25 protein-coding genes are annotated in these 23,327 nt (G+C 40.8%); 15 read left to right on the top strand and 10 right to left on the bottom strand.

Features of this window, described 5'->3' with window-relative positions; translation table 11 throughout:
• A partial coding sequence (locus tag B0185_RS05425) for a S6 family peptidase (protein ID WP_078208090.1) occupies positions 1–3,293 on the bottom strand: 3,293 nt, incomplete at its 3' end.
• A gap of 255 nt (positions 3,294–3,548) precedes the next feature.
• Between B0185_RS05425 and B0185_RS05420 the strand changes: the two genes are divergently transcribed.
• The 7 genes from B0185_RS05420 (at position 3,549) to B0185_RS05390 (ending at position 10,200) form a co-directional block, all read left to right on the top strand.
• Positions 3,549–4,553, top strand: a complete 1,005-nt coding sequence (locus B0185_RS05420) for an ornithine carbamoyltransferase (RefSeq protein ID WP_005705241.1) — start codon at positions 3,549–3,551, stop codon at positions 4,551–4,553.
• A gap of 11 nt (positions 4,554–4,564) precedes the next feature.
• On the top strand, positions 4,565–5,509 hold the full coding sequence (arcC, locus tag B0185_RS05415; protein WP_005705227.1) for a carbamate kinase: 945 nt from the start codon (positions 4,565–4,567) through the stop codon (positions 5,507–5,509).
• Positions 5,510–5,599: 90 nt separating this feature from the next.
• Positions 5,600–6,037 (top strand): ribosomal protein S18-alanine N-acetyltransferase, encoded by a 438-nt coding sequence (gene rimI / locus B0185_RS05410; RefSeq protein ID WP_005705238.1) that lies wholly within the window; start codon positions 5,600–5,602, stop codon positions 6,035–6,037.
• A gap of 202 nt (positions 6,038–6,239) precedes the next feature.
• Positions 6,240–7,415: a phosphoglycerate kinase gene (gene pgk / locus B0185_RS05405; RefSeq protein WP_005705232.1), complete on the top strand. Its 1,176-nt coding sequence runs from the start codon at positions 6,240–6,242 to the stop codon at positions 7,413–7,415.
• Between the two features lie 76 nt (positions 7,416–7,491).
• A complete protein-coding gene (gene fbaA / locus B0185_RS05400) occupies positions 7,492–8,568 on the top strand; it encodes a class II fructose-bisphosphate aldolase (RefSeq protein ID WP_005705224.1) in 1,077 nt (358 codons plus the stop codon).
• 104 nt (positions 8,569–8,672) lie between these two features.
• Positions 8,673–9,467 (top strand): peptide ABC transporter ATP-binding protein, encoded by a 795-nt coding sequence (locus B0185_RS05395; RefSeq protein WP_005705208.1) that lies wholly within the window; start codon positions 8,673–8,675, stop codon positions 9,465–9,467.
• Between the two features lie 94 nt (positions 9,468–9,561).
• Positions 9,562–10,200: a nitroreductase family protein gene (locus B0185_RS05390; RefSeq protein WP_005705210.1), complete on the top strand. Its 639-nt coding sequence runs from the start codon at positions 9,562–9,564 to the stop codon at positions 10,198–10,200.
• 208 nt (positions 10,201–10,408) lie between these two features.
• On the opposite strand, the gene B0185_RS05385 is transcribed toward B0185_RS05390, so the two are convergent.
• Positions 10,409–11,152, bottom strand: coding sequence for an MlaA family lipoprotein (locus tag B0185_RS05385; RefSeq protein ID WP_005705236.1), 744 nt, complete (start codon positions 11,150–11,152; stop codon positions 10,409–10,411).
• A gap of 156 nt (positions 11,153–11,308) precedes the next feature.
• Between B0185_RS05385 and metJ the strand changes: the two genes are divergently transcribed.
• The 4 genes from metJ to B0185_RS05365 are packed head-to-tail and all read left to right on the top strand — an operon-like array spanning position 11,309 to position 13,763.
• The gene (metJ, locus tag B0185_RS05380) at positions 11,309–11,626 is read left to right on the top strand and encodes a met regulon transcriptional regulator MetJ (protein ID WP_005705231.1); all 318 of its coding nucleotides are present in this window, start codon (positions 11,309–11,311) and stop codon (positions 11,624–11,626) included.
• Positions 11,627–11,686: 60 nt separating this feature from the next.
• A complete protein-coding gene (locus B0185_RS05375; protein ID WP_005705222.1) occupies positions 11,687–11,923 on the top strand; it encodes a YhdT family protein in 237 nt (78 codons plus the stop codon).
• 3 nt (positions 11,924–11,926) lie between these two features.
• Positions 11,927–13,369 carry a sodium/pantothenate symporter gene (gene panF, locus B0185_RS05370; protein ID WP_005705211.1) on the top strand — a complete coding sequence of 481 codons (1,443 nt, stop codon included), beginning with the start codon at positions 11,927–11,929 and terminating at the stop codon, positions 13,367–13,369.
• 28 nt (positions 13,370–13,397) lie between these two features.
• Complete coding sequence (locus tag B0185_RS05365; protein ID WP_005705245.1) at positions 13,398–13,763, top strand: DUF4870 family protein; 366 nt, start codon at positions 13,398–13,400, stop codon at positions 13,761–13,763.
• A 42-nt stretch (positions 13,764–13,805) separates the two neighbouring features.
• Here B0185_RS05365 and mutM read toward each other — a convergent pair whose 3' ends face one another.
• The 6 genes from mutM to ispB all read right to left on the bottom strand — a co-directional run bounded on the left by mutM (position 13,806) and on the right by ispB (position 19,739).
• A complete protein-coding gene (mutM, locus tag B0185_RS05360; RefSeq protein WP_005705221.1) occupies positions 13,806–14,630 on the bottom strand; it encodes a bifunctional DNA-formamidopyrimidine glycosylase/DNA-(apurinic or apyrimidinic site) lyase in 825 nt (274 codons plus the stop codon).
• A gap of 81 nt (positions 14,631–14,711) precedes the next feature.
• Positions 14,712–16,004: a branched-chain amino acid transport system II carrier protein gene (brnQ, locus tag B0185_RS05355; protein WP_039862893.1), complete on the bottom strand. Its 1,293-nt coding sequence runs from the start codon at positions 16,002–16,004 to the stop codon at positions 14,712–14,714.
• Positions 16,005–16,123: 119 nt separating this feature from the next.
• On the bottom strand, positions 16,124–16,849 hold the full coding sequence (gene fabG, locus B0185_RS05350; RefSeq protein ID WP_005705228.1) for a 3-oxoacyl-ACP reductase FabG: 726 nt from the start codon (positions 16,847–16,849) through the stop codon (positions 16,124–16,126).
• A gap of 85 nt (positions 16,850–16,934) precedes the next feature.
• Positions 16,935–17,870 (bottom strand): ACP S-malonyltransferase, encoded by a 936-nt coding sequence (fabD, locus tag B0185_RS05345; RefSeq protein ID WP_005705203.1) that lies wholly within the window; start codon positions 17,868–17,870, stop codon positions 16,935–16,937.
• Positions 17,871–17,987: 117 nt separating this feature from the next.
• Positions 17,988–18,734, bottom strand: coding sequence for an epoxyqueuosine reductase QueH (locus B0185_RS05340; RefSeq protein ID WP_005705217.1), 747 nt, complete (start codon positions 18,732–18,734; stop codon positions 17,988–17,990).
• A gap of 21 nt (positions 18,735–18,755) precedes the next feature.
• Positions 18,756–19,739 (bottom strand): octaprenyl diphosphate synthase, encoded by a 984-nt coding sequence (ispB, locus tag B0185_RS05335; protein ID WP_005705219.1) that lies wholly within the window; start codon positions 19,737–19,739, stop codon positions 18,756–18,758.
• Between the two features lie 265 nt (positions 19,740–20,004).
• On the opposite strand from ispB, the gene rplU reads away from it, so the two are divergent.
• The 4 genes from rplU (at position 20,005) to B0185_RS05315 (ending at position 22,511) form a co-directional block, all read left to right on the top strand.
• The gene (rplU, locus tag B0185_RS05330) at positions 20,005–20,316 is read left to right on the top strand and encodes a 50S ribosomal protein L21 (RefSeq protein ID WP_005705205.1); all 312 of its coding nucleotides are present in this window, start codon (positions 20,005–20,007) and stop codon (positions 20,314–20,316) included.
• Between the two features lie 20 nt (positions 20,317–20,336).
• A complete protein-coding gene (rpmA, locus tag B0185_RS05325; RefSeq protein WP_005705226.1) occupies positions 20,337–20,594 on the top strand; it encodes a 50S ribosomal protein L27 in 258 nt (85 codons plus the stop codon).
• Positions 20,595–20,664: 70 nt separating this feature from the next.
• Positions 20,665–21,597 (top strand): DMT family transporter, encoded by a 933-nt coding sequence (locus B0185_RS05320; RefSeq protein WP_005705240.1) that lies wholly within the window; start codon positions 20,665–20,667, stop codon positions 21,595–21,597.
• Entirely contained in the window at positions 21,594–22,511 is a 918-nt protein-coding gene (locus B0185_RS05315) for a DMT family transporter (RefSeq protein WP_005705230.1), read from the top strand. The genes B0185_RS05320 and B0185_RS05315 overlap by 4 nt, the downstream gene beginning before the upstream one ends.
• Positions 22,512–22,650: 139 nt before the next feature.
• Here B0185_RS05315 and yidD read toward each other — a convergent pair whose 3' ends face one another.
• A complete protein-coding gene (yidD, locus tag B0185_RS05310; RefSeq protein WP_225791719.1) occupies positions 22,651–22,998 on the bottom strand; it encodes a membrane protein insertion efficiency factor YidD in 348 nt (115 codons plus the stop codon).
• The gene (gene rnpA, locus B0185_RS05305) at positions 22,896–23,321 is read right to left on the bottom strand and encodes a ribonuclease P protein component (RefSeq protein ID WP_050855287.1); all 426 of its coding nucleotides are present in this window, start codon (positions 23,319–23,321) and stop codon (positions 22,896–22,898) included. Before rnpA ends, yidD begins: the two co-directional genes overlap by 103 nt.
• Between the last annotated feature and the right edge of the window lie 6 nt (positions 23,322–23,327).

The raw sequence follows: 23,327 nt of genomic DNA, 5'->3' as shown, positions 1-23,327 counted from the left end.
CGTGCTTCTTCAGCCAATGCTTGCGTGTCATCTTTTTTATAAGTGATCACATAAGCATTGGTGCCATTTGGTTTAATTGAATCTACAATTAGTCCCGTAAAAGATTTTTGGCTCTTCGCAGTATTTTCATTAAATGCCGTTTTTAAGACAACCGTTTCATATAAAATATGCCCTTCAGGATCTTTGTAAGTTAACATCACAAATTGAGGAGATTCAATTTTAGTTGAATTGCCAATTTCTGTACGACTAAAATCAGGATCACTTGGAGTTAAACTAGCTGTATTTGGTGTACCCAGCACCTGTGTATTTTTAGGCTCATTAGTTTGTTTAGCTAGCTGTTTTGCTTTAATGTCTTCCTCAATTTTAGGATTATAAAGTCGCCATACCCCACCGTTTTCCTGAAGTGTGTAACTATAAGCACCTAAATCCACTTTTTCTTTATCTAACGTGAGTGTTAGGTTACGGCGTTGAGCTGTGGAAGCATTAAATAATTCCAACGCATCATATTTTGGCTCACCTGTTTTATTGCGAACGTGAAGGGTAAATTGACCGCTTGCGGTTTGGTTTACGACTATTTTATCGCCACGTTGATTACTTAAATCGGTGAAATAATGGAATCGTCCTTGACCTGAAAGATTATTCACGGTTAATTGATGATAGAACGTTGTTGTTTCAGGTGTATCACTCGCATTCAGGTGAATATTACCGCCGTTCATCACTAATTGATTGATTTGGCTATTTCCTGTTAAATGCCATTGACTATTCGTGCCAAAATGAACCGCACTTTGATCTGTGCTGTGAATTGTGCCTCGTAAATTAGCTTTACCTAGAATTGCTTGACTTTGTCCATTTAACGTGAGGTTGCCCGAGATGAAAGTAGGGTTAAAACTGTTGAGTGCTTGTTCAGTTAAATTAGCACTACTACACGTAATGTATCCCGTATAGTCTGAACGTACACAAACAGGATCACTATAAGAATAGCCTAAATGTAATTTAGCCTGATCCGAGGCGGTTAAATTTGCACTCACATTTGCAACATTTCGGCTGATATAAAGTACAGAATTTTGGTTCACGTTGATATTACGTGCATTGAATTGTCGGTTAATCCAATCATCAGCAATTACCACTTCATTATTGAGAGAAAAATGTGGATCTTTATTTGCTGAAGAACGATTTACCGTATCTTTGGCGTGCGGTGTTGGTCTTCCTGATAAAATCAACTGCCCTTTATTAACTTGAATGTCGCCATTAAGATTTGTACCGCCAGTGAAAAGGAAGCGGCTTTGATCTTCTTTTGCAGCAATGCGAAGATTCAGTTCACCATTGGATAAATTTGGATTAGTTTCCCCTAAATAGCCATTAAAACCATTAATTTTGCGATTATTAGTCCACTCAACTACCTTCGCTTTGGCTTCTGCTTGAGTTGTTCCCATAAACTCCCAGCTATCATTGCTGGTTTCGCTCCCGCAAGGCATCGCATCACTCGTACTTTTACCTGCCTTTAAAGCGAAATAACGATTGCCGCAATTATCCATATTGAGATAAAGATGCCTACCGTATGGAATCCGTCTTCTTGTGAGCAACCTTGGGTTATCCTCTTCTGCTGATGGCTCAATCGTATGAATTAAAACTTGTTCAGGACGTAAGAATTGTTCGCCAGTCAATGTCACCGTGCTTGCATTGGTGGTATTATGATTAACTACTTGAGCCCCTTCATCCACATTTCGGATATGGGTAAAACTTAACGAAGTTCCATTTAAATCTAAACGTCCACCTCTAAAACCAAAATAAATTTGTTCAGGATCGACTTGTTGTGCATTTTTTAATACGACAGTTGGACGACCACTTACAATTCCTAATACAGAAAAAGCACGAATTTTTCCTCTTGCATCAGCTTGTTGATCTAAAATAACGGTACCATCCCCAACCTTTATTCTACCTTTATTTTCACCTGTCCCTTGAACAAGAAGTGTGCCTTTACCCAACTTCGCTAGACGATCATCTGAAGGGTTGTGTACTTTCCAGACAACTTCTTTTCCTTCGGCAATATCAATCCCAGCACCTAGCCAAGTAATATCATTTGTTTTTCCTTTAACTTCGTAATTTCCTTTAAAAAATAGACCGCCTGCACCTTGGTTAATATTATTTTGTAGCTCCAATACTCCATTGCCCTCTAAAACCACACTTTTACCGTGATTAAGAGAATCAAATAAATTATTGGAAGAAGAAGCCACATTAACATTGAGCGAATGCTCTGCATTGCTTATCGTGCTACTATTATTTTGCGATCTCCACTGATAAGGTTTGCTAGAACCTGTCAATGTGCCTGCAATATCATCATTTTGCGTTATTTTCGCAAATGCTTCTTTATAGATATTCCATTCTTGCCAGCGTTTGAGATTGTAACCAGCCCAATAATCATAGGTACCAAGAAACACCCATTTATTTTTTTCTTTATCAAAAACAAACAAAGGAGAGCCACTATCGCCTAATACGCCATAATTTGTTAAAGCACCTTGTGAGAGTAAATTTTTTATATCCCAATAACCTGAACGGCTTCCAAAACCAACAATACCATCTAATTCATGATTGACAGAATAAGGCGTTCCGCCAATCGAATATTGATAAGCATCTGCAACGAAGTCTAAATCATCTCCCTGATTGTTATTATCAAGTTTATAATATCCCCCCTTTTTATAAATAAATTGTGTTCCTGCACCTACTCGAGCAAAATAAGGAAAACGATTTTTATCATTATAAGTTCCTTTCGTTCCTCCTGCCGTGGTTACCTCACTTGGCACAACCTCGGTAACAAATTTATCTAAACGTGGCATATAATAATCTTCAAGTCGTCCTTGATCATCGGCAGACCACCCTTTATTCGGGGCAAAATTATTTTTATCTATGCTGTTATAAAGGTTTTCTCTATTTTCTATATCCCTATGCTCAATAGGATGTCCAAAATAAAGCGTATTAACATAATTATTAACGTGCTTCGCACCGACTACATATTGAGGATTCACTAATGTCGCAATTCTTCTTTGTGTATCTACCGAGCTGAAGTCCACCATAGGTGTATCACCAAACACACTACCAAGAGATTTTCCTTGTTTATCAAAAACTTCAATCTGTTTAGCCCCCACAAAAAATTTCCCTTTATTTTCTGCAAAATCACGGAATGTTTGATAATCAACATCGTCTCTGACTAAAGCTGCTTCTGTAAAGGGAATGAATGAGTAAGCAAGAAAAATGGATAAAGAGATGGAATTAATTTTAAATCGGTTTGTTTCCATAAAAATACTACCTTAGTTTAAAAAATAAACTACCATTATACGCTAAATAGATAACAGAGACTATCACTATTTCCTTTTCTTATTGAGAATAATGACTAAATATGAAAATAAACTCGCATTATCAGAATAATAATGCAAAAATATTGCATATAATTTCAATGTTATGGCATTTTTTTAAAAGTATTATTTGAAAGCAATCGTTTGCTTTGCTAGAATAGTCCGATTTTTTAATCCACAATTGCAGGAGTACATATTATGGCATTTAATCTCAAAAACAGACATTTACTCAGTTTAGTAAACCACACCGAACGTGAAATTAAGTATTTGTTAGATTTATCACGCGATTTAAAACGTGCGAAATATGCTGGCACAGAACAGCCTCGTTTAAAAGGCAAAAACATTGCGTTAATTTTTGAGAAAACCTCCACCCGTACTCGCTGTGCTTTTGAGGTAGCAGCTTATGATCAAGGGGCTCACGTAACCTATATTGACCCAACCTCTTCACAAATTGGGCATAAAGAATCGATGAAAGATACCGCTCGCGTATTAGGTAGAATGTATGATGCGATTGAATATCGTGGCTTTAAACAATCAGTTGTCAATGAGTTAGCAGAATATGCAGGCGTGCCAGTATTCAATGGCTTAACGGATGAATTCCACCCAACACAAATGCTTGCCGATGTGCTAACAATGATTGAAAACTGCGAAAAACCGTTGAGTCAAATTAGCTACGTCTATATCGGTGATGCACGTAACAATGTGGGGAATTCACTCTTGTTAATCGGGGCGAAATTAGGGATGGATGTGCGTATCTGTGCACCAAAAGCATTGTTACCAGAAGATTCTCTGGTCGAAATGTGCCAAAAATTTGCGGCAGAATCGGGCGCTCGCATTACGGTAACCGACGATATTGATACAGCAGTGAAAGATGTGGATTTCGTCCATACCGATGTGTGGGTCTCAATGGGTGAGCCGTTAGAAACGTGGGGCGAGCGTATTGATATGTTAATGCCTTATCAGGTTACACCTGAGTTGATGAAACGTACGGGCAATCCAAAAGTGAAATTTATGCACTGCTTGCCTGCGTTCCACAATAGCGAAACCAAAATTGGTAAGCAAATCGCAGAAAAATACCCCGCTTTGGCAAATGGCATTGAAGTAACAGAAGATGTGTTTGAATCACCAGCAAATGTGGCATTCGAACAAGCAGAAAACCGTATGCATACAATTAAAGCGGTAATGGTGGCAAGTTTAGCGTAAGGGGAAGAAAAATGAAAATCGTAGTAGCACTCGGTGGCAATGCATTATTAAAACGTGGTGAGCCAATGACGGCACAAAACCAAGCGGCGAATATTCGCGTCGCAGCAGAACAGCTTGCTAAAATCAAACCCAATAATGAGCTTGTGATTTCACATGGCAACGGGCCACAAGTGGGGTTACTTGCGTTACAACACGCAGCTTATTACGCTCAAGATGCGAAAATTGAGCCCTATCCGTTAGATATTTTAGTTTCACAAACCGTGGGAATGATTGGTTATATGTTACAACAAGAATTAACCAATCTAATTCCTGAACACCCAACGCAAACCTTGGTAACTCAAGTGATTGTCGATAAACACGATCCTGCGTTTGCTAAACCAAGTAAACCGATTGGCCAGGTGTATAGCCAAGCGGAAGCGGAAAAATTAGCCACGGAAAAAGGCTGGACAGTAATGGCTGACGGACAATACTTCCGCCGTGCTGTACCAAGTCCTAAACCTGTCGGTGTGACTGGTATTGAAGCGGTGAGAGCACTACTCGCACAAGATCAAATTGTGATTTGTGGCGGCGGCGGCGGTGTGCCAAGTTTCCGTAATGAAAAAGGCGAATTACAAGGCGTGGAAGCAGTGGTTGATAAAGACTTAGCGACCGCGGTGATTTCAGAAAACTTGGATGCTGATTTATTTATTATCGCCACCGATGTAGACGCCGCTTGTGTTGATTTCCAAAAACCGACCCAACGTAAAATTGCCAAAGGTAACCCAGAAACCCTCGAGGCTTTGGCATCAGAGTTTGCGCCAGGTTCAATGGGGCCAAAAGTGCAGGCTGTGATCAACTTCGTTAAAGCAACAGGCAAAGATGCGGCGATCGGCTCACTTGCCCAGATTCAAGATATTGTAGCAGGCAAAGCGGGGACACGTATAACAAATAGCGTTGAAAGCATAGAATTTTACTAATCGCTAAGTGCTTATAAAGCGGTTGAATTTATTGTAGATTTTGCAAAATTTACATAAAATTTAACCGCTTATTTTTTATAGAAAAAGACTATGATTGAACACATTATCGCAACCGACTTCGATCGTTTATTCGAAATTGAACAACAAGCACATATTATACCTTGGTCAAAAGGCACGTTGTTGAATAACCAAGGTGAGCGTTATTTAAACCTAAAATTGCTTGAACAAGGCAAAATCGTCGGCTTTGCGATTTGCAATATCGTATTGGATGAAGCGACGCTATTTAATATTGCCGTTGATCCCGCTGAGCAAGGTAAAGGCTATGGCAAAGTATTATTGCAAAGGTTAATTGAAGAATTGGGCAAAAAAGGTGTGCTCACGCTTTGGCTTGAGGTGCGGGAATCCAATACTAAAGCCCAACAGCTTTATATCCAGCTAGGCTTTAACGAGGTAACCATTCGCAAGCATTATTACCCTTTACCTGATGGAAAAAAAGAGAATGCCATCGTGATGGCGTTGTATTTATAATCAATTTGGCGTATAAAGTAAAAACAATTTTCTATTCAAGCGGTCGAAAAAGTAAAATATTTTACGAGTTGAGTAGTCAAATTATTTTCTTTTATGAAGAAAATAAAGCATTATTTGATCTATATTCATAAAATCTAATCAAAAAATGGTATAATCAAGCCGTTTTTATATTTTTAAATTTGATTAAAAAGAGGAACTCACTATGTCAGTTATCAAAATGGCAGACCTTGATTTAGCAGGTAAACGCGTTTTCATTCGTGCAGATTTAAACGTGCCAGTTAAAGAGGGCAAAGTTACTTCAGATGCACGTATTCGTGCAACGATCCCTACATTAAAATTAGCGTTAGAAAAAGGTGCTAAAGTGATGGTAACTTCACACTTAGGTCGTCCGACTGAAGGTGTATTTGAAGAGAAAGATTCTCTACAACCTGTCGTTGATTACTTAAATGCATCAGATTTAGGTGTGCCAGTACGTTTAGTGCGCGACTACTTAGATGGCGTGGACGTAAAAGACGGCGAAATTGTTGTGCTTGAAAACGTACGTGTAAACAAAGGTGAGAAGAAAAACGAAGAAGAATTATCTAAAAAATACGCTGCATTATGTGACGTATTTGTAATGGATGCATTCGGCTCGGCCCATCGTGCTCAAGCTTCAACTCACGGCGTAGCACAATTCGCACCAGTTGCTTGTGCAGGTCCATTGTTAGCAGCTGAATTAGACGCACTAGGCAAAGCGTTAAAAGAACCACAACGCCCAATGCTGGCAATCGTGGGTGGTTCAAAAGTTTCTACCAAATTAACTGTTTTAGACAGTTTATCAAAAGTCGCTGATCAACTTATTGTTGGTGGCGGTATCGCAAATACTTTCATTGCGGCAGAAGGCAACAATGTAGGTAAATCTTTATACGAAGCAGATTTAATCCCTGAAGCACAACGTTTATCAAAAGCAACTAACATTCCTGTGCCAGTAGATGTTCGCGTGGGTACAGAATTCTCTGAAACTGCACCAGCAGTTGAAAAAGCGGTAAACGAAGTGGCTGAAAATGAGTCAATCTTCGACATCGGCGATAAATCAGCAGAAGAATTAGCAGCCATTATCCGTGGTGCGAAAACCATTTTGTGGAATGGTCCTGTAGGCGTATTTGAATTCCCTAACTTCCGTAAAGGTACAGAAATCGTGGCACAAGCAATCGTTGATGCAACCGCAAACGGTGCATTCTCTATTGCAGGTGGTGGTGATACTTTAGCAGCAATTGATATGTTCGGTATTGCAGATAAAATCTCTTACATCTCAACTGGTGGTGGTGCATTCTTAGAATTTGTAGAAGGCAAAGTATTACCAGCAGTTGAAATTTTAGAACAACGTGCGAAAGGTTAATTTCTAATTTAGTCTTCCCTCTTTAGTAAAGAGGGAGATCAAAAATCAAATTTTTAACATTTAGAGGAAACAAAAAATGGGTTTATTAGATATTGTTAAACCAGGTGTGGTTACAGGTGATGATGTTCAAAAAATCTTTGCCTATGCAAAAGAACATAACTTTGCAATTCCAGCGGTAAACTGCGTAGGTTCTGACTCTGTCAATGCAGTATTAGAAACAGCTGCACGTGTTAAAGCACCAGTTATCGTACAGTTCTCAAACGGTGGTGCATCTTTCTACGCAGGTAAAGGTATCAAACCAACTTCAGGTGCTCGTCCAGATGTTTTAGGTGCAATCGTAGGAGCTAAACACGTTCACGCATTAGCACAAGAATACGGTGTACCTGTTATCCTTCATACAGACCACGCAGCGAAAAAATTATTACCTTGGATCGACGGTTTATTAGATGCAGGCGAAAAACACTTCGCAGAAACAGGTCGCCCATTATTCTCTTCACATATGATCGACTTATCTGAAGAGCCAATGGAAGAAAATATGGCTATCTGCCGTGAATACCTTGCTCGTATGGACAAAATGGGTATGACCCTTGAAATCGAAATCGGTATCACGGGTGGTGAAGAAGATGGCGTAGATAACTCAGATGTTGATGAATCACGTTTATACACTCAACCACAAGACGTATTATACGTTTACGACCAATTAAACCCAGTAAGCCCACGTTTTACCGTTGCAGCAGCATTCGGCAACGTACACGGTGTTTATAAACCAGGTAATGTGAAATTAAAACCATCTATTTTAGGTGCTTCACAAGAGTTCGTTTCTAAAGAACGTAACTTACCTGCTAAATCAATCAACTTCGTATTCCACGGTGGTTCAGGTTCATCTCGCGAAGAAATCCGTGAAGCAATCAGCTACGGTGCAATCAAAATGAACATCGATACGGATACACAATGGGCATCTTGGAACGGTATCTTAAACTTCTACAAAGCGAACGAAGCATACTTACAAGGTCAATTAGGTAACCCAGAAGGCCCTGATTCACCAAACAAAAAATACTACGACCCACGCGTTTGGTTACGTAAAATGGAAGAATCTATGTCTAAACGCTTAGAGCAATCTTTCGAAGACTTAAACTGCGTAAACGTATTATAATTTGTAAACTTGTCGCAACTTTAGACCGCTTGCAAAAGCGGTCTTTTTCTATCAAAAATCTGTAATTAATTATTAAATGGTGGAATAAATTCTACCCTACGAGTATGGCACTTTTAGAGATACAACACCTTAGTAAACGCTTTATTGAACGTAGCAGCATTTTTCACAAGCACGATTTTTATGCAGTGAAAGATGTCTCTTTCACCCTCAACCGCCGTGAAACGTTAGCGATTATCGGTGAAAATGGCTCAGGAAAATCCACACTTGCCAAAATGATCATTGGGCAAGTTGAACCTACTTCTGGGCAAATGTTATTTAGAAATAAACCGCTTGCATTTGGTGACTACGCTTTCCGAGCCAAACATATCCGAATGGTATTCCAAGATCCAAATGATGCTTTTGATCCTAACCATAATATCGGGCAGATTTTAGATGCACCACTTCGAATGGCAACTCAGCTATCTGAAGAAGCCCGTAATGAACGCATTTTCCAAACGCTCAAATTAGTTGGGCTTTATAAAGATCACGTATTGACACCGATTTCTTTAGCATCGAACAGCCAAAAACAACTCGTTGCTCTTGCACGAGCGCTTATTTTAGAGCCAGAAATCCTGATTATTGATGATACTTCTAGCACGCTCGATTTCTCTGTTAAGACTCAGATGATCAATTTAATGCTTGAGCTTCAACAGCGCCTTGCTCTTTCATTTATCTACATTGGGCAGCATCTCGGCTTGATCAAACACATCAGCGACAAATTACTCGTTATGCACGAAGGCGAAATTTTAGAATATGGCACAACCAAAGAAGTATTGTTACGTCCACAGCATGCCATTACGGAACGCCTTATCGAAAGCCATTTTGGAAAAAAATTAACGATGGAAGCTTGGGCAGAATAAATTTCTGCCTATACTTGGGTATTTCTGCACAGATTTGAGAAGCATATACTACTTGCAATATCCTACGAAAAATCAACTGTTTGAGGAGAGAAAAATGGATCTGACCAAAGTTATTGAAACCCGCAAAACCATCAAAATGTTCAATCCGAATGTGAAAATTAGCCGTGAAGAAATGGCTGACATGTTCACACTTGCACAGCTCGCCCCTTCAAAAGCTAACTTACAGCCTTGGCGCTATGTGGTGATCGATGAAACGGAAAAGAAAAAACAGCTACCTGGTTTGGTAGGACATAATGCTCCGCCTTGTGAGAGTGCCTCTATGGTCATTTTAGTCTTAGCCGATTTAGAATATCAAAAGGTATTGGACGATCTTTTGGATTATTCGGTAGAAAAAGGTTGTTTAATGCCACAATTTCGCGAGAATTCATACAACTTCTTGTTAGGCTTATATGAAAAATCAAATGCGGAAGAAATTCGCGATCAAGTACTTATCGATACTAGCCTTGCGACAATGCAATTGATGTTAGTTGCCAAAGATAGAGGATACGACACTCACGCCATTGGCATTTTTGACCGTAAAGCAGTGATGAACGTCTTAGACGTGGATAGCAAGCGTTATGCACCGTTAATGCTACTCGCAATCGGAAAAGCCGCCACTGCACCTATTCCAAGCGTTCGCTTGCCGTTAGAATATACAGTTTCATGGAATGATGGGAAAGGATTTAAAAAATAAAAGATTTAAAAATACAGTTTTACATAAATATCATATCAATGACATTTCCCTTAGCATAGCAACAGCGTTTTTAGGTCAACACTGTTGCTACAAGAAAATCAAGCTAATGGTTTAATTGTGCAGTTTCTACATAACACTACAAAAATATCATAGTAGATAAACGTAAAATCCATTTTATGCAGAAATTCCTCATCTACTATGAATCTCACTAATCAATCCCCTTCAACTCATCTTTCGATAATGTTTCTTTCTCTTCACTTGCTTTGCCATTGTTTACTTTAAATTCCAAGTTTTGGAAATAAGCTTCACGGAAAGTTACATAAGGGTCGAGCGATTGTTTGATTAACGCATCTTGGTCAAGTAAGTTAGCACGGGTATTAATGCCTTGAACGCTAAATTTTGCAATACTCCAAGGGGTAGTTAAAAGTGAAAGCACAGGGTATGCAGAATCTACTACTTTTCCGACCGCTTGTCGTGGGGTGGTTGGCCCGTAACCTGGCACCATAATATATGCCCCTGTGCCCACGCCATAGTGCCCAAGCGTTTCGCCAAATTCACGGTTGCCGTTATCAAGTTTTAAGTCAGGTGTTTTACTTGCCCAGTCGATTAAACCACCAATACCAAATACGGAGTTAATCCAGAAACGGTTGAAGTGGATCATCGCTTTTTTCACTTCACCTTCTAACAAACGATTAACGAAACTCGCTGGCTCATCCAAGTTATTCGCTACATTCACTAAACCTGTTTTAATAGGGCTTGGCACATAGTCTCTCCAACCTGTCGCCACTGGTTTAACCACGTAAGGATCAAGATAGTTGTAATTTATATTCCACATCGCACGGTTAAACCCTTCGAGTGGATCTTTGCGTTCGCCCGTGTTCGGGTCGATGACAGATGAACAAGCGGTCAATAATAGACTTGCAGTTACCAATGCAGTGGCTTTTAATTTCATAGTGTTTCCTTGTTAAACTCAATGCGGTTATTGTACTTGTTCGACGCCTAAAAGACCAACAGCTTTCTGCATAAAATCACAATAGAAATCTAGACGTCTAGATTGCGATATAGTTCAGATTTGATTACAATAACGCCATTTTAGTGGGGAAAATATATGAAAGATTGGCGAGGCGAATACATTAGCCCTTATGCAGAACACGGTAAAAAAAGTGAACAAGTGAAGAAGATCACCGTATCAATTCCAATTAAGGTATTGGAAATTCTAACCAATGAGCGTACGCGCCGTCAGATTAAAAATCTGCGTCATGCAACCAATAGCGAGTTGCTGTGTGAGGCGTTTTTGCACGCTTTCACAGGGCAGCCATTGCCAACCGATGAGGATTTAATGAAAGATCGCAGCGATGAGATTCCAGAGCAAGCAAAAGAAAAAATGCGTGAGCTTGGCATTGATCCTGAGAATTGGCAATACTAATCAAGTCCCACGTTTGTGGGGTTTTTTATCACTATGACAAAAGCACAAAAGGAGTTTTTAATGCAAACAAAACAACTGACGAGAGAGGCTCAATGGGCTTTGGGCTTAACCGTACTCTATATGTTCGGCTGGATTATCTTAGCCTACTTTTTCCCTGTGAAATTAGGCATTCTAGGTTTACCGATTTGGTTCGAACTTTCTTGCGTTTTTCTACCGCTTCTGTTCACCCTGTTGGTGTACATCGTGGTGAAAAAGGTGTATCAAAATATTGACTTAGACAGCAACGTGGAGGAATAAGCGATGAATATGGAAATGGTTATCCCACTGATTGCCTATCTTTTGTTTGTGTTTGGCGTGGCATATTATGCTTATCGCCAACGTCAAGGCGGCAGTTTCTTATCTGAATATTATGTAGGCAATCGCTCAATGTCTGGCTTTGTATTGGCAATGACTACCGCAGCTACCTACGTGGGGGCAAGTTCTTTTATTGGTGGACCAGGAGCAGCTTACAAATATGGATTAGGCTGGGTATTACTTGCAATGATCCAAGTACCCGCTGTATTGCTCGCATTAGGCGTACTTGGCAAAAAATTCGCCCAACTCGCCCGCAAACATAAAGCAGTTACCATTAACGATTTACTATTTGCACGTTACAAAAATCGCTTCGTCGTGTGGATCGCAAGTCTTGCATTATTACTCTCTTTCTTTGCGATGATGACGGTACAATTTATCGGAGCAGGTCGCTTGCTTGAAACCACGCTGGGAATGGACTACAAGCTAGCAGTGATGATTTTTGCAGTTACCGTTGGCATTTATACCTTCATCGGAGGATTCCGTGCTGTGGTAATGACCGATACTGTGCAAGGTCTAGTCATGCTTATCGGTACATTTTTCCTTCTTGGTGGCGTAATTTATGCCGCTAACGGGCTAGAAAATGCAATGGAGACTTTGAACAACATCAACCCGCAGCTACTTGCTCCGTATGGTATTGATGAACGTCCGCTTGACTTCACTTTTATGACGTCGTTCTGGGTACTTGTTTGTTTTGGTTTGATTGGCTTACCACCGCTTGCGGTTAGAAGTATGGCATATAAAGATAGCCAATCTCTCCATCGAGCATTAGTTATAGGTACATTAGTCGTCTCTCTTTTAATGCTTGGAATGCACTTAACTGGCGTGATCGGACGTGCAGTTGTGCCAGATTTAAAGATTCCCGATCAAGTGATTCCAATGTTAATGATACAAGTATTACCACCTGTCGTAGCAGGCATTTTCCTTGCCGCACCGATGGCAGCCATTATGTCTTCGATCGACTCGCTATTAATCCAATCTTCATCAACCTTAATTAAAGATTTATACCTTGCGGTAAAACCAAGTGCGGTGCATAACGAGAGTAAACTTAAATTGTTTTCAACGCTCACCACACTGACTTTTACGTTCTTGCTCGTATTTGCCGCCCTTAATCCGCCAGATATGCTCATTTGGCTAAATTTACTCTCCCTCGGCGGGCTTGAAGCCACCTTCTTATGGGTAATCGTACTCGGGCTTTATTGGGACAAAGCGAATGCAACAGGTGCAATGAGTTCAATGTTGGTCGGCTTAATCAGCTATGTGATTATCTCAACCTTTAAAATCAGCATTTTCAGCTTCCACGCCATTGTGCCATCACTGGTTTTAGGCTTGATTGCGTTCTTGATTGGGAATCGATTTGGGCAACCATCTAAGAGCCAAGCGGTCAAATAATCAGATTTTTTTACAAATAGGAATGATGATGAACGAACCATTATTGCAACCCCCGCACGACCCAAATCAACGTACTATTATGATTGTTGTGTATGTGCTATTTGGATTAGGTGTGATTTTCGGTGGCTTACCCGCTATTGCAGGCGTGATTTTGGCTTATATCAAACGACAAGATATGTTGCCAAATTCACTTTACCATAACCATCTTACCTTTCTGATTCGAACCTTCTGGGGCTCAATCGCGGGTACGGTGATAGGATTTATCCTTAGCTTTATCGGCATTGGCATTTTGGTGCTTTTTACGGTGGGAATTTGGTATCTTTTCCGTGTGATTTACGGCTTCGTCAAATTGATGGATGAGAAATCCGTCACCACAACGGGTTGGTTTATGTAGCTAGTAACAGAAAGGGGATTGAATATTCAATCCCCTTTGCTTTTATCTTGGTAACTTCTGACATTTCGGGCAGAAATAGGTATTGCGTTGCCCAACTACTTTCGTTTCAATAATCGCACCGCAATCATGGCATTCTTCGCCTTTACGCCCATAAACCTGTAGCACTTGAGCAAAATAACCAGGCTTACCATCGGGTTGAATAAAATCCTTGAGCGTGGTGCCACCTTGAATGATCGATTTAGTGAGTACTCCTTTAATGACCTTAACCAAGCGCTCACACTGTTTCTGCGTGAGATTTTGGGCGGAAAGTTCAGGATGAATACCCGCCATAAAGAGAGACTCACAAGCGTAAATATTCCCCACGCCAACCACCACTTCATTGTTCATAATAAAGTTTTTTATTGCCACGGTTTTCTTACGACCTTTCTCGAATAAATAACCGCTTGTGAATGCATCAGATAACGGTTCAGGGCCAAGCTTTTTCAAAAGTTCGTGTTCCTCTGCCTTCTCTGCCCAAAGCCAACAACCAAATTTACGCGGGTCGTTGTAGCGTAAAATCACGCCAGATTCGGTGATTAAATCCACGTGGTCGTGCTTGCCTGCGGGCAAATTGTCACTCACCTTTAAAATACCTAGCGAGCCAGACATACCAAGATGTACGATAATATCTCCCTTGTCGGTATGCAAAATCAGATATTTGGCACGGCGAGAAAGGGAGAGGATTTTCACCCCTTGCATTTGAGAAAACGCTGCAGGAATCGCCCAGCGTAATTTAGGCGTGCGGGCAATGATCCGCTTGATGGTTTGCCCTTGTAAATAAGGCTCAACGCCTCGTAGGCTTGTTTCAACTTCAGGAAGTTCTGGCATAAATTTCCTCATATTTTCTTATAAAATAAGCGGTAGAAATTGCAAAATATACTGCAAATACTACCGCTTGTAATACTAAGCTTAATGTTTTTTCTTAATCAAATAATGCCCAATATAACCAACAATCAAACCAATAACCGCAAACGGTAGCCATTCCATAGAGTAAGATTTGAAAGGTAGGTTGTCGGTAAAGCCTGTGCCGATAACGGATAAAATCGAGATGATAGTCACAAATCCCAACGCTAAACGTTGCCCTAATAATGGGATTCGGTGTAAGGCGTTAATACCAAGCACTAAGATCACTGTCATCGCAATTGGATAGAGGATTAACAGCATCGGTACGGATTTTTCGATTACCGCTTTTAAACCAAGGTTTGCAATGGCAAAGCTGATCACACAGAACAGAATCACGTAAGTACGGTAGCTAATTTTCGGGAAAACTTCGCTGAAGTATTCGCCGACTGAGGTACATAACCCCACTGCAGTGGTTAAGCACGCAAGTGAAACGATAATCCCTAACACCATTCGTCCGTATTCGCCAAAGGCTTGTTGGGCTGCGTTATTGAGGATATAAGTGCCGAGGTCTTGTTTGCGTTCTGCAAGCGCGGTCAAAGTTTCTGGACTCAGTTGTGCGTGGTTGCCAATCCAACCAATAGAAAAGTAGATAAATCCTAATGCAACCGCTGCGATAATACCAGCAAAGACGGTCTGTTTAATCAATGCTGATGGGCTAACGCCTTTGGCTTTAATCGCATTTAACACAATGACTGAGAAGGCTAATGAAGCCAATGCGTCCATCGTGAAGTAGCCTTCAATTACCCCTTTAAAGACCCAAGACTCCTCTTGTGCAGTTACTGCAACAGATGGCTGGTCAAATAAGAAAAAGGCACGGACAACCAAAGAGATAATAATTAAAATCAATACTGGCGTTAAAATTGCTCCCACACGATCTACCATTTTTGACGGATTGAGACTTAACCACATTGTGATCGCAAAATAAAAAAGCGTAAAGATAAACAGCGGTAAATTGCCCACATCTTCGCCTAAAAATGGCACAACCGCCATTTCATAAGCTGTCGCACCTGTACGGGGACCAGCAAAGAATGGACCAATAGAAAGATAAATTGCCGCCAAGAAAATCAGCGAGAACCAAGGATGGATGCGGTTTAATGCCGCTTTGTAGCCACCTTCATAAAAGGCACTGACAATAATCCCGAGTAAAGGTAAGCCTACCCCCGTAGTGATAAAACCTAAAATAGACGAAAAGAAATGTTCTCCGCTCTCAAAGCCAAGCTTAGGTGGGAAAATAAGATTGCCAGCTCCGAAAAAGATGGCAAAGAGCATAAAGCCAACAACAAATGTATTTTTAGTCATAATTACACACACAAATAAAAAGTAAAAAATAAAAGGGAATAAAAGCAAAAAAACCGAATTTTGCATCTATTAAAAGTAATAATAGCAAAATTCGGTAGAAATTGAACCGCTTTTAGCGATTAGTTCATATATAAACCACCATTCACGTGGAGAGTTTCGCCATTGATGTAGCGAGCATCATCAGAGGCTAAGAATGCCACGGCTTTGGCGATGTCTTGTGCCGTACCTAATTCACCTGCTGGGATTTGACTTAATATCGCTTCTTTTTGTGCTTCATTCAGCTCATCTGTCATATCAGTTGCGATAAAACCTGGAGCCACCACGTTCACGGTAATGCCACGTGATGCCACTTCTTTCGCCAACGATTTTGAGAAGCCGACTAAGCCTGCCTTCGCTGCACAATAGTTGGTTTGACCGGGGTTACCCATTGAGCCAACTACCGAGCCGATAGTGATAATGCGGCCACCTTTTTTCATCATTGGGCGAAGTACCGCTTTTGATAGGCGGTAAACCGAAGTGAGGTTGGTTTGGATGATATCGAACCAATCTTGATCTTTCATACGCATTAACAAACCGTCGCGGGTGATGCCTGCGTTGTTTACCAGAATGTCGATGTCGCCTACTTCTGCTTTGATTTGTGCAAGTACGGCATCAATAGATTCTGGCTCAGTTACGTTTAATACTAAGCCTTTGCCTTTCTCACCTAAGTAAGCTGAAATAGCTTCCGCGCCTTTTTCTGAAGTTGCTGTGCCGATTACGAATGCACCTTTTACACTTAGTTCTTCTGCGATTGCTCGCCCAATTCCACGGGTTGCCCCTGTGACTAATGCTATTTTGCCTTGCATTGTGTTTTCCTTTATTCGTAGGCTGGGCTTCAGCCCACCAAAATAGTTCTAAATTTTCAATAGTGGGCTAAAACCCACCCTACAATTATGCTTCTACAGCCTCAAACGACGCTACATCATTCACCGCTTTTGCTGAAAGCTCTTTAACGATACGGCTGGTTAAGCCTGTTAATACTTTACCTGGACCGATTTCGTATAAAGTGGTTACACCATCTTTTGCCATTTTTTCAACGGTTTCTGTCCAGCGTACTGGACTGTAAAGCTGGCGGACTAACGCATCGCGGATTTTCTCTGCATCAGTTTCCGTTGCCACATCAACGTTGTTGATAACAGGCACAAGCGGTTGATTTAGCGTGATGTTTTGCAATGCTTCTGCTAATTTGTCTGCCGCTGGTTTCATTAACGCACAGTGCGAAGGCACGCTCACTGCTAATGGCAATGCACGTTTTGCCCCTGCTTCTTTACATAATTCGCCTGCACGCGTTGCGGCAGTTTTCGTACCAGCAATCACCACTTGACCAGGCGAATTGAAGTTCACTGCTGAAACAATCTCACCTGTTTCGCTAGCCGCTTGTTCACACGCTTTGATGATTGCTTCATTCTCTAAGCCGATAATCGCAAACATTGCACCAGTGCCTGCTGGCACGGCTTGTTGCATTGCGTTGCCACGTAGTTCAACTAATTTGATTGCATCTTGGAAATCTAACACACCTGCACAGACTAACGCTGAGTATTCGCCCAAGCTATGACCCGCCATCACAGACGGTTTTGCTTCAGGGAATTTTTGCTGCCAAATGCGGAAAAGTGCTACAGAAGAAGCTAATAACGCAGGTTGTGTACGTTGCGTTTGACCAAGATCTTCGGCTGTGCCGTTTTGAACTAAATCCCACAAATCATAGCCAAGCATGTCGCTTGCTTGTTTGAAGGTTTCTTCCACGATTGGATATTGTGGTGCAAGATCAGCAAGCATTCCAACCGCTTGTGAGCCTTGACCTGGGAATACCATTGCAAAATTAGACATTGTTGTTCCTCTTGTAAAATGGAAGCGGTGAGATTTGGCAAAAGTTTTGCGAAATTCAACCGCTTGAAAATAGAAATAGTGTATCAGTTTTGAGAAATTTGACTCATCGGAGCAGATTTAATCAGGTGAGTAGTAAAGTTTGCCGATTTCAATACGGTTTCGGCCTGTTTCTAAACGCCATTTGTTAGAGTCACGTAAAGAATAAACGCAGCCACAATACTCTTGTTGATAGAAACGTTCGCGTTTGCTGATTTCAATCATACGTTGCGAGCCACCACCTTTACGCCAGTTATAATCCCAATAAACCACATCATCATAATGTGAGGCAGCACGGTGCCCGCAATCGTTGATTTGGTTCATATCTTTCCAACGTGAGATGCCTAAACAGCTGGTAAATACTGGAAAACCGTTCTCGTGAGCATATTGTGCCGCTTTTTCAAAACGCATATCAAAGCACATTGTGCAGCGAATGCCTCGTTCGGGTTCCCATTCCATCCCTTCCGCTTTTCTGAACCACTCTTTGCGGTCGTTTTCATAGTCATCATCCACATCAATAAAAGGAATGTTATGTTTTTCGGCAAAGCGAATATTTTCCTCTTTGCGGATCATATATTCTTTAAGCGGATGGATGTTTGGGTTATAAAAATAGATCGTAAATTCGATTCCAGAGGCAAGGATCGCTTCCATCACTTCGCCCGAACAAGGTGCACAGCAAGAGTGAAGCAGAAGTTTATTATGTCCGTTTGGTAATTCCAATTTTGGACGCACAAAAGGGGCGTTTGGATCTTTGCCTTTGCGGGTAAGTTTACGTTTTTGTTGTAACGCCTCTTTGTGTTCTTGAGGCTGGAATGTTTGTTCTGTCATTTTTTTCTTCTTATTATTTTATTAATAATCCCGATCTACAGACAACCAAGCCAATGAAATCAACGCTTGTTTATATTCGCTTTCAGGTAATACCGCTAACGCATCTACTGCTTTTTGAGCTTCAGATTTAGCTTTTTCCATCGTATAATCGAGCGATTTATGCTCAGCCATAATAGAGAGCACTTGATCAATATCTTCACGATTCCCGCCATTTTCAATCGCTTGGCGGATCAAGTTAACTTGTGCTTCATTGCCGTGATGCATTGCGTGCAGAAGTGGCATCGTTGGTTTACCTTCCACATAATCGTCACCCACGTTTTTGCCGAGAGCTTGAGCATTGGCAGAATAGTCAAGAATATCATCCACTAACTGGAATGCTGTGCCTAAGTAGCAGCCATAATTTTTGAGTGCGGTTTCAATTTCTTCACCTGCATTGGCTATGATCGCCACACATTGCGTTGCAGCTTCAAACAAGCGGGCGGTTTTATTGTAAATCACACGCATATAGCTCTCTTCGGTCGTGTTTGGGTCATTGACGTTCATCAATTGTTGCACTTCGCCTTCTGCTAATGCGTTTGTGGCTGCCGACATTACTTTAAGCACTTCAAGCGAATCCACCGAGGTCATCATCTGGAAAGAACGGGTATAAATGTAGTCGCCAACCAGCACACTTGCCGCATTACCGAAAGCAGCATTGGCGGTTTCACGACCGCGACGCATATCGGACTCATCCACAACATCATCGTGTAAAAGGGTGGCAGTATGCACAAATTCAATAAATGCGGCAGTCGTAATTTGCTTGCTACCTTGGTAGCCTAACGCACGTGCGGCAAGCACGGTAATTAACGGGCGAATGCGTTTGCCACCACCACTAATAATGTAAAAGCCGAGCTGATTAATTAGCGGCACTTCCGAGTTCAGTTGAGCTAAAATTTCAGCATTTACCAATTGCATATCATCAGCTGCCAAAGCTTGAATTTGATCGAGGGTAAGTTTTTGAGTCATCTTTTCTTATCTAAAAGCCAAAAATTAGATTGATTTTACCGCACTTTCTATTAGCTGCAAAATTTTGTTAGAAATCGAATAAAGCAATCGTTAAAAAAGCGGTTTTAACAAGAAATTGGCTAATACGGGAAACAAGATTTTTTCAAATTTTCTAAAATTCGTTCTTGCTCTTTGTTTTCTTTTTGCGTAGAATTGCAACCCTATTTTATATGAATTTAAAAGTGTCTCTCGCAGAGCGTAAAAGGCACAAATTAGCGGAGTAAATATGTACGCAGTTTTCCAAAGTGGCGGCAAACAACACCGAGTGAGCGAAGGCCAAGTGGTTCGTTTAGAAAAACTTGAAATTGCAACTGGTGAGAAAGTTGAATTCAACTCAGTGTTAATGGTCGTTAATGGCGAAGATGTTAAAATTGGTACACCAGTAGTAGCTGGTTCAAAAGTAGTGGCTGAAGTAGTAGCACACGGTCGTGGCGAGAAAGTTAAAATCGTTAAATTCCGTCGTCGTAAACACAGCCGTAAACAACAAGGTCATCGTCAGTGGTTCACAGAAGTGAAAATCACTGGGATTCAAGCATAATTTCAGAGGAGATCAAGTAGATGGCAACTAAAAAAGCTGGTGGTTCAACTCGTAACGGTCGTGATTCTGAAGCTAAACGCCTTGGTGTTAAACGTTTCGGTGGCGAGTCTGTTTTAGCAGGTAGCATCATTGTTCGTCAACGTGGTACTAAATTCCACGCAGGTACAAACGTAGGTATGGGTAAAGACCACACTTTATTCGCAACTGCAGATGGTAAAGTTAAATTTGAAAGAAAAGGCGACAAAAACCGTCAATACGTAAGTATCATTGCTGAGTAATGTAAAGCAAAATTTCAAGAAAACCTCACAAATGTGAGGTTTTTTTATACCTAAAATCTATAATAATCCTATGCAAAAACAACAACCCCTCGCAGGTTTCCTCTTTGCTCTCCTTGCAGTATTGATGTGGGGAACGCTGCCAATAGCTCTACAGCCTATCTTAAAAGAGATGAACGCCCAAACTATCGTTTGGTTTCGTTTTATTGTTGCGATGATTGGCGTATTTTTTATGCTCTTCTTTGCAAAAAAATTGCCAAAGGTGACTGCTTTAACACGCAAAGATCTAACTCTTTTAATCATTGGGATCTTAGGGCTTTCAGGCAATTTTTTCTTATTTAACGTGGCATTACGCTATATTCCAGCCACCGCAAGCCAAGTTATCAGCCCCCTTTCTTCCTTTGCCATGATTTTGTGCGGTGCATTTTTGTTCAAAGAAACCATCCGATTAAATCAAAAACTAGGATTTATCGTCGTAATTATCGGCTTAATCCTCTTCTTCCATAATCGCTTGGCAGATTTTTCGCAAATGAACGGCTACGCATTCGGAATCTTATGCGGGGCATTAGCCAGCTTTATCTGGATAGGCTACGGGCTTTCACAGAGAATCTTATTAGAACGCTTCAATTCGGTACAAATCCTGTTTATGATTTATATCGGTTGTAGTCTTGTGTTCACGCCACTCGCTGATTTCTCACAAGCGGTCAATTTAAGCCCATTTACTGCAATCTGTTTAGTTTATTGCTGCTTAAATACTATCATCGCCTACGGCTCTTATGCTGAGGCACTTAACCGCTGGGATGTTTCAAAAGTGAGCATTATGATGCCGTTAATCCCGATTGCTACGATGATTTTTTCAGAAATGGCGTATTTCTGGAAACCCGAAAGTTTTACACCGCCAGATCTCTCCTTGTTAACCGTTTTAGGGGCTTGTTTAGTAGTTTTTGGGGCGTTATTCTCTGCCGTAGGACATAAATTATTACATAGAAGAAGAGTAAAAAAATGAAGAAAAATGCAGGCTTAGGTTTTTGTTTGGCACTACTTGCCACGATGATGTGGGGTACGCTGCCGATTGCTGCACAACAAGTATTGGTTTCGCTTGATGCTCAAACCCTTGTTTGGGCAAGATTTTGGGTGGCAGGCATTGGGTTGTTTCTTGTGCTTGGTTTTGCAAAAAAATTGCCAAAGTTGACCGTTTGTAATGCTAAACATTTCTGTTTAATGTTGCTCGGCACACTTGGTTTATCAGGCAATTTCTTTTTAGTCGCAGAAGGATTATATTATATTTCTCCCACAACAACTCAAGTTTTATGGCAATTTTCGCCTTTCTTGATGATTTTCTTAGGCGTTGTTTTGTTTAAAGAACCGTTTAATCTTTCGCAAAAAGTCGGCTTTTTACTGCTTATTATAGGCTTAATCGCATTTTTTAACGACAAATTCGGCGAACTTCTTCAACTTAATGCTTATGCACTTGGCTTGATTTTAAGTACAGCAGGCAGCTTGATTTGGGTCTGTTATGGCATTGCCCAAAAGTTATTGCTAAAGCAGTTTAATTCGCAGCAAATCTTAATGATGATTTACCTCAGCTGTGGCATTGCGTTTAGCCCATTTGCCAGCCCAACCCAAATTGGCGAGATCAGCACGCCTTTTGTATGGGGTTGTTTTATCTATTGTTGTTTGAACACGTTGATTGCCTACGGCTCTTATGGGGAGGCATTGAGTTTGTGGGACACCTCGAAAGTCAGCGTAGTTACCACGATGATTCCGATTTTCACGATGCTGTTTTCGATTTTAGGGCATATGATTTTTCCAGAAACTTTTTCCCGCCTAGAGATGAACTGGATAAGTTATGTGGGGGCAATTGTAGTCGTGCTTGGTGCAATGATGGCAGCGGTGGGACACAAAATCTTTGGAAAATAAAGATAAAAAAATAGCTAGCAATTCGTTTGCTAGCTATTTTGAGAGGTCTACATAATGAATAAAACTTTATAACGACTATAAATAGTGGTCATAATAATAGACTCATTGGAAAAAAGAAAGTTCACCAAGTTTCAAAAAATTAATGATTTTTTTCACATTTTTTACAACTCGCTTTTACTGGCACAGGATCTTCTCCGCCTTCACTTAATGGATTACAACGCAAAATACGTTTGAAGGCTAAATATCCCCCTTTGATTGCTCCGTGAATTTTAATTGCTTCAACAGCATAAGTGGAACAGCTTGGATAAAATCGGCATCGGGGACCAATTAAAGGGCTAATAAAATAACGATAGAAATAAATCGGCAGTAGCAAGATTTTAGATGCTAGGCTGATTTGTTCTCTTCTTTCGTTGAGTTCTCTTGTGGCTTTGCCTGTTGTTTGGTTTGAGATTGTGGATTTTTGCTCAGGCGGATATGTCTTGCCCATAATTTTTCCAACGTTTCAAAAAGCGTGGCATTATCCAACTTGCCAATCCCTCCTTTCGCTACAAAAACAAAATCCATATTTGGTAGTTCGTGCTGTTTTAAGCGAAAAGATTCTCGTACAATGCGTTTAATACGATTGCGATCATGAGCACGTTTGAGATGTTTTTTAGCAACGGTTAAGCCTAGACGGGGATTTTCTGCCGTATTTAAACGAGCCAGAAGCGTCATTTGAGGAGTGCTGGCTCGAAAAGGATTTTCAAATACAGCTTTAAATTGAACGGGAGCTAATAAACGTAGCTCCCGAGAAAAAGTTAGCGTCTTCACTTTCAC

Source organism: Haemophilus parahaemolyticus, from assembly GCF_002015035.1.
Taxonomy (GTDB): domain Bacteria; phylum Pseudomonadota; class Gammaproteobacteria; order Enterobacterales; family Pasteurellaceae; genus Haemophilus_A; species Haemophilus_A parahaemolyticus.
The sequence above is the reverse complement of the archived record's forward strand: the minus strand, read 5'-3'. Positions and strand labels throughout refer to the sequence as shown.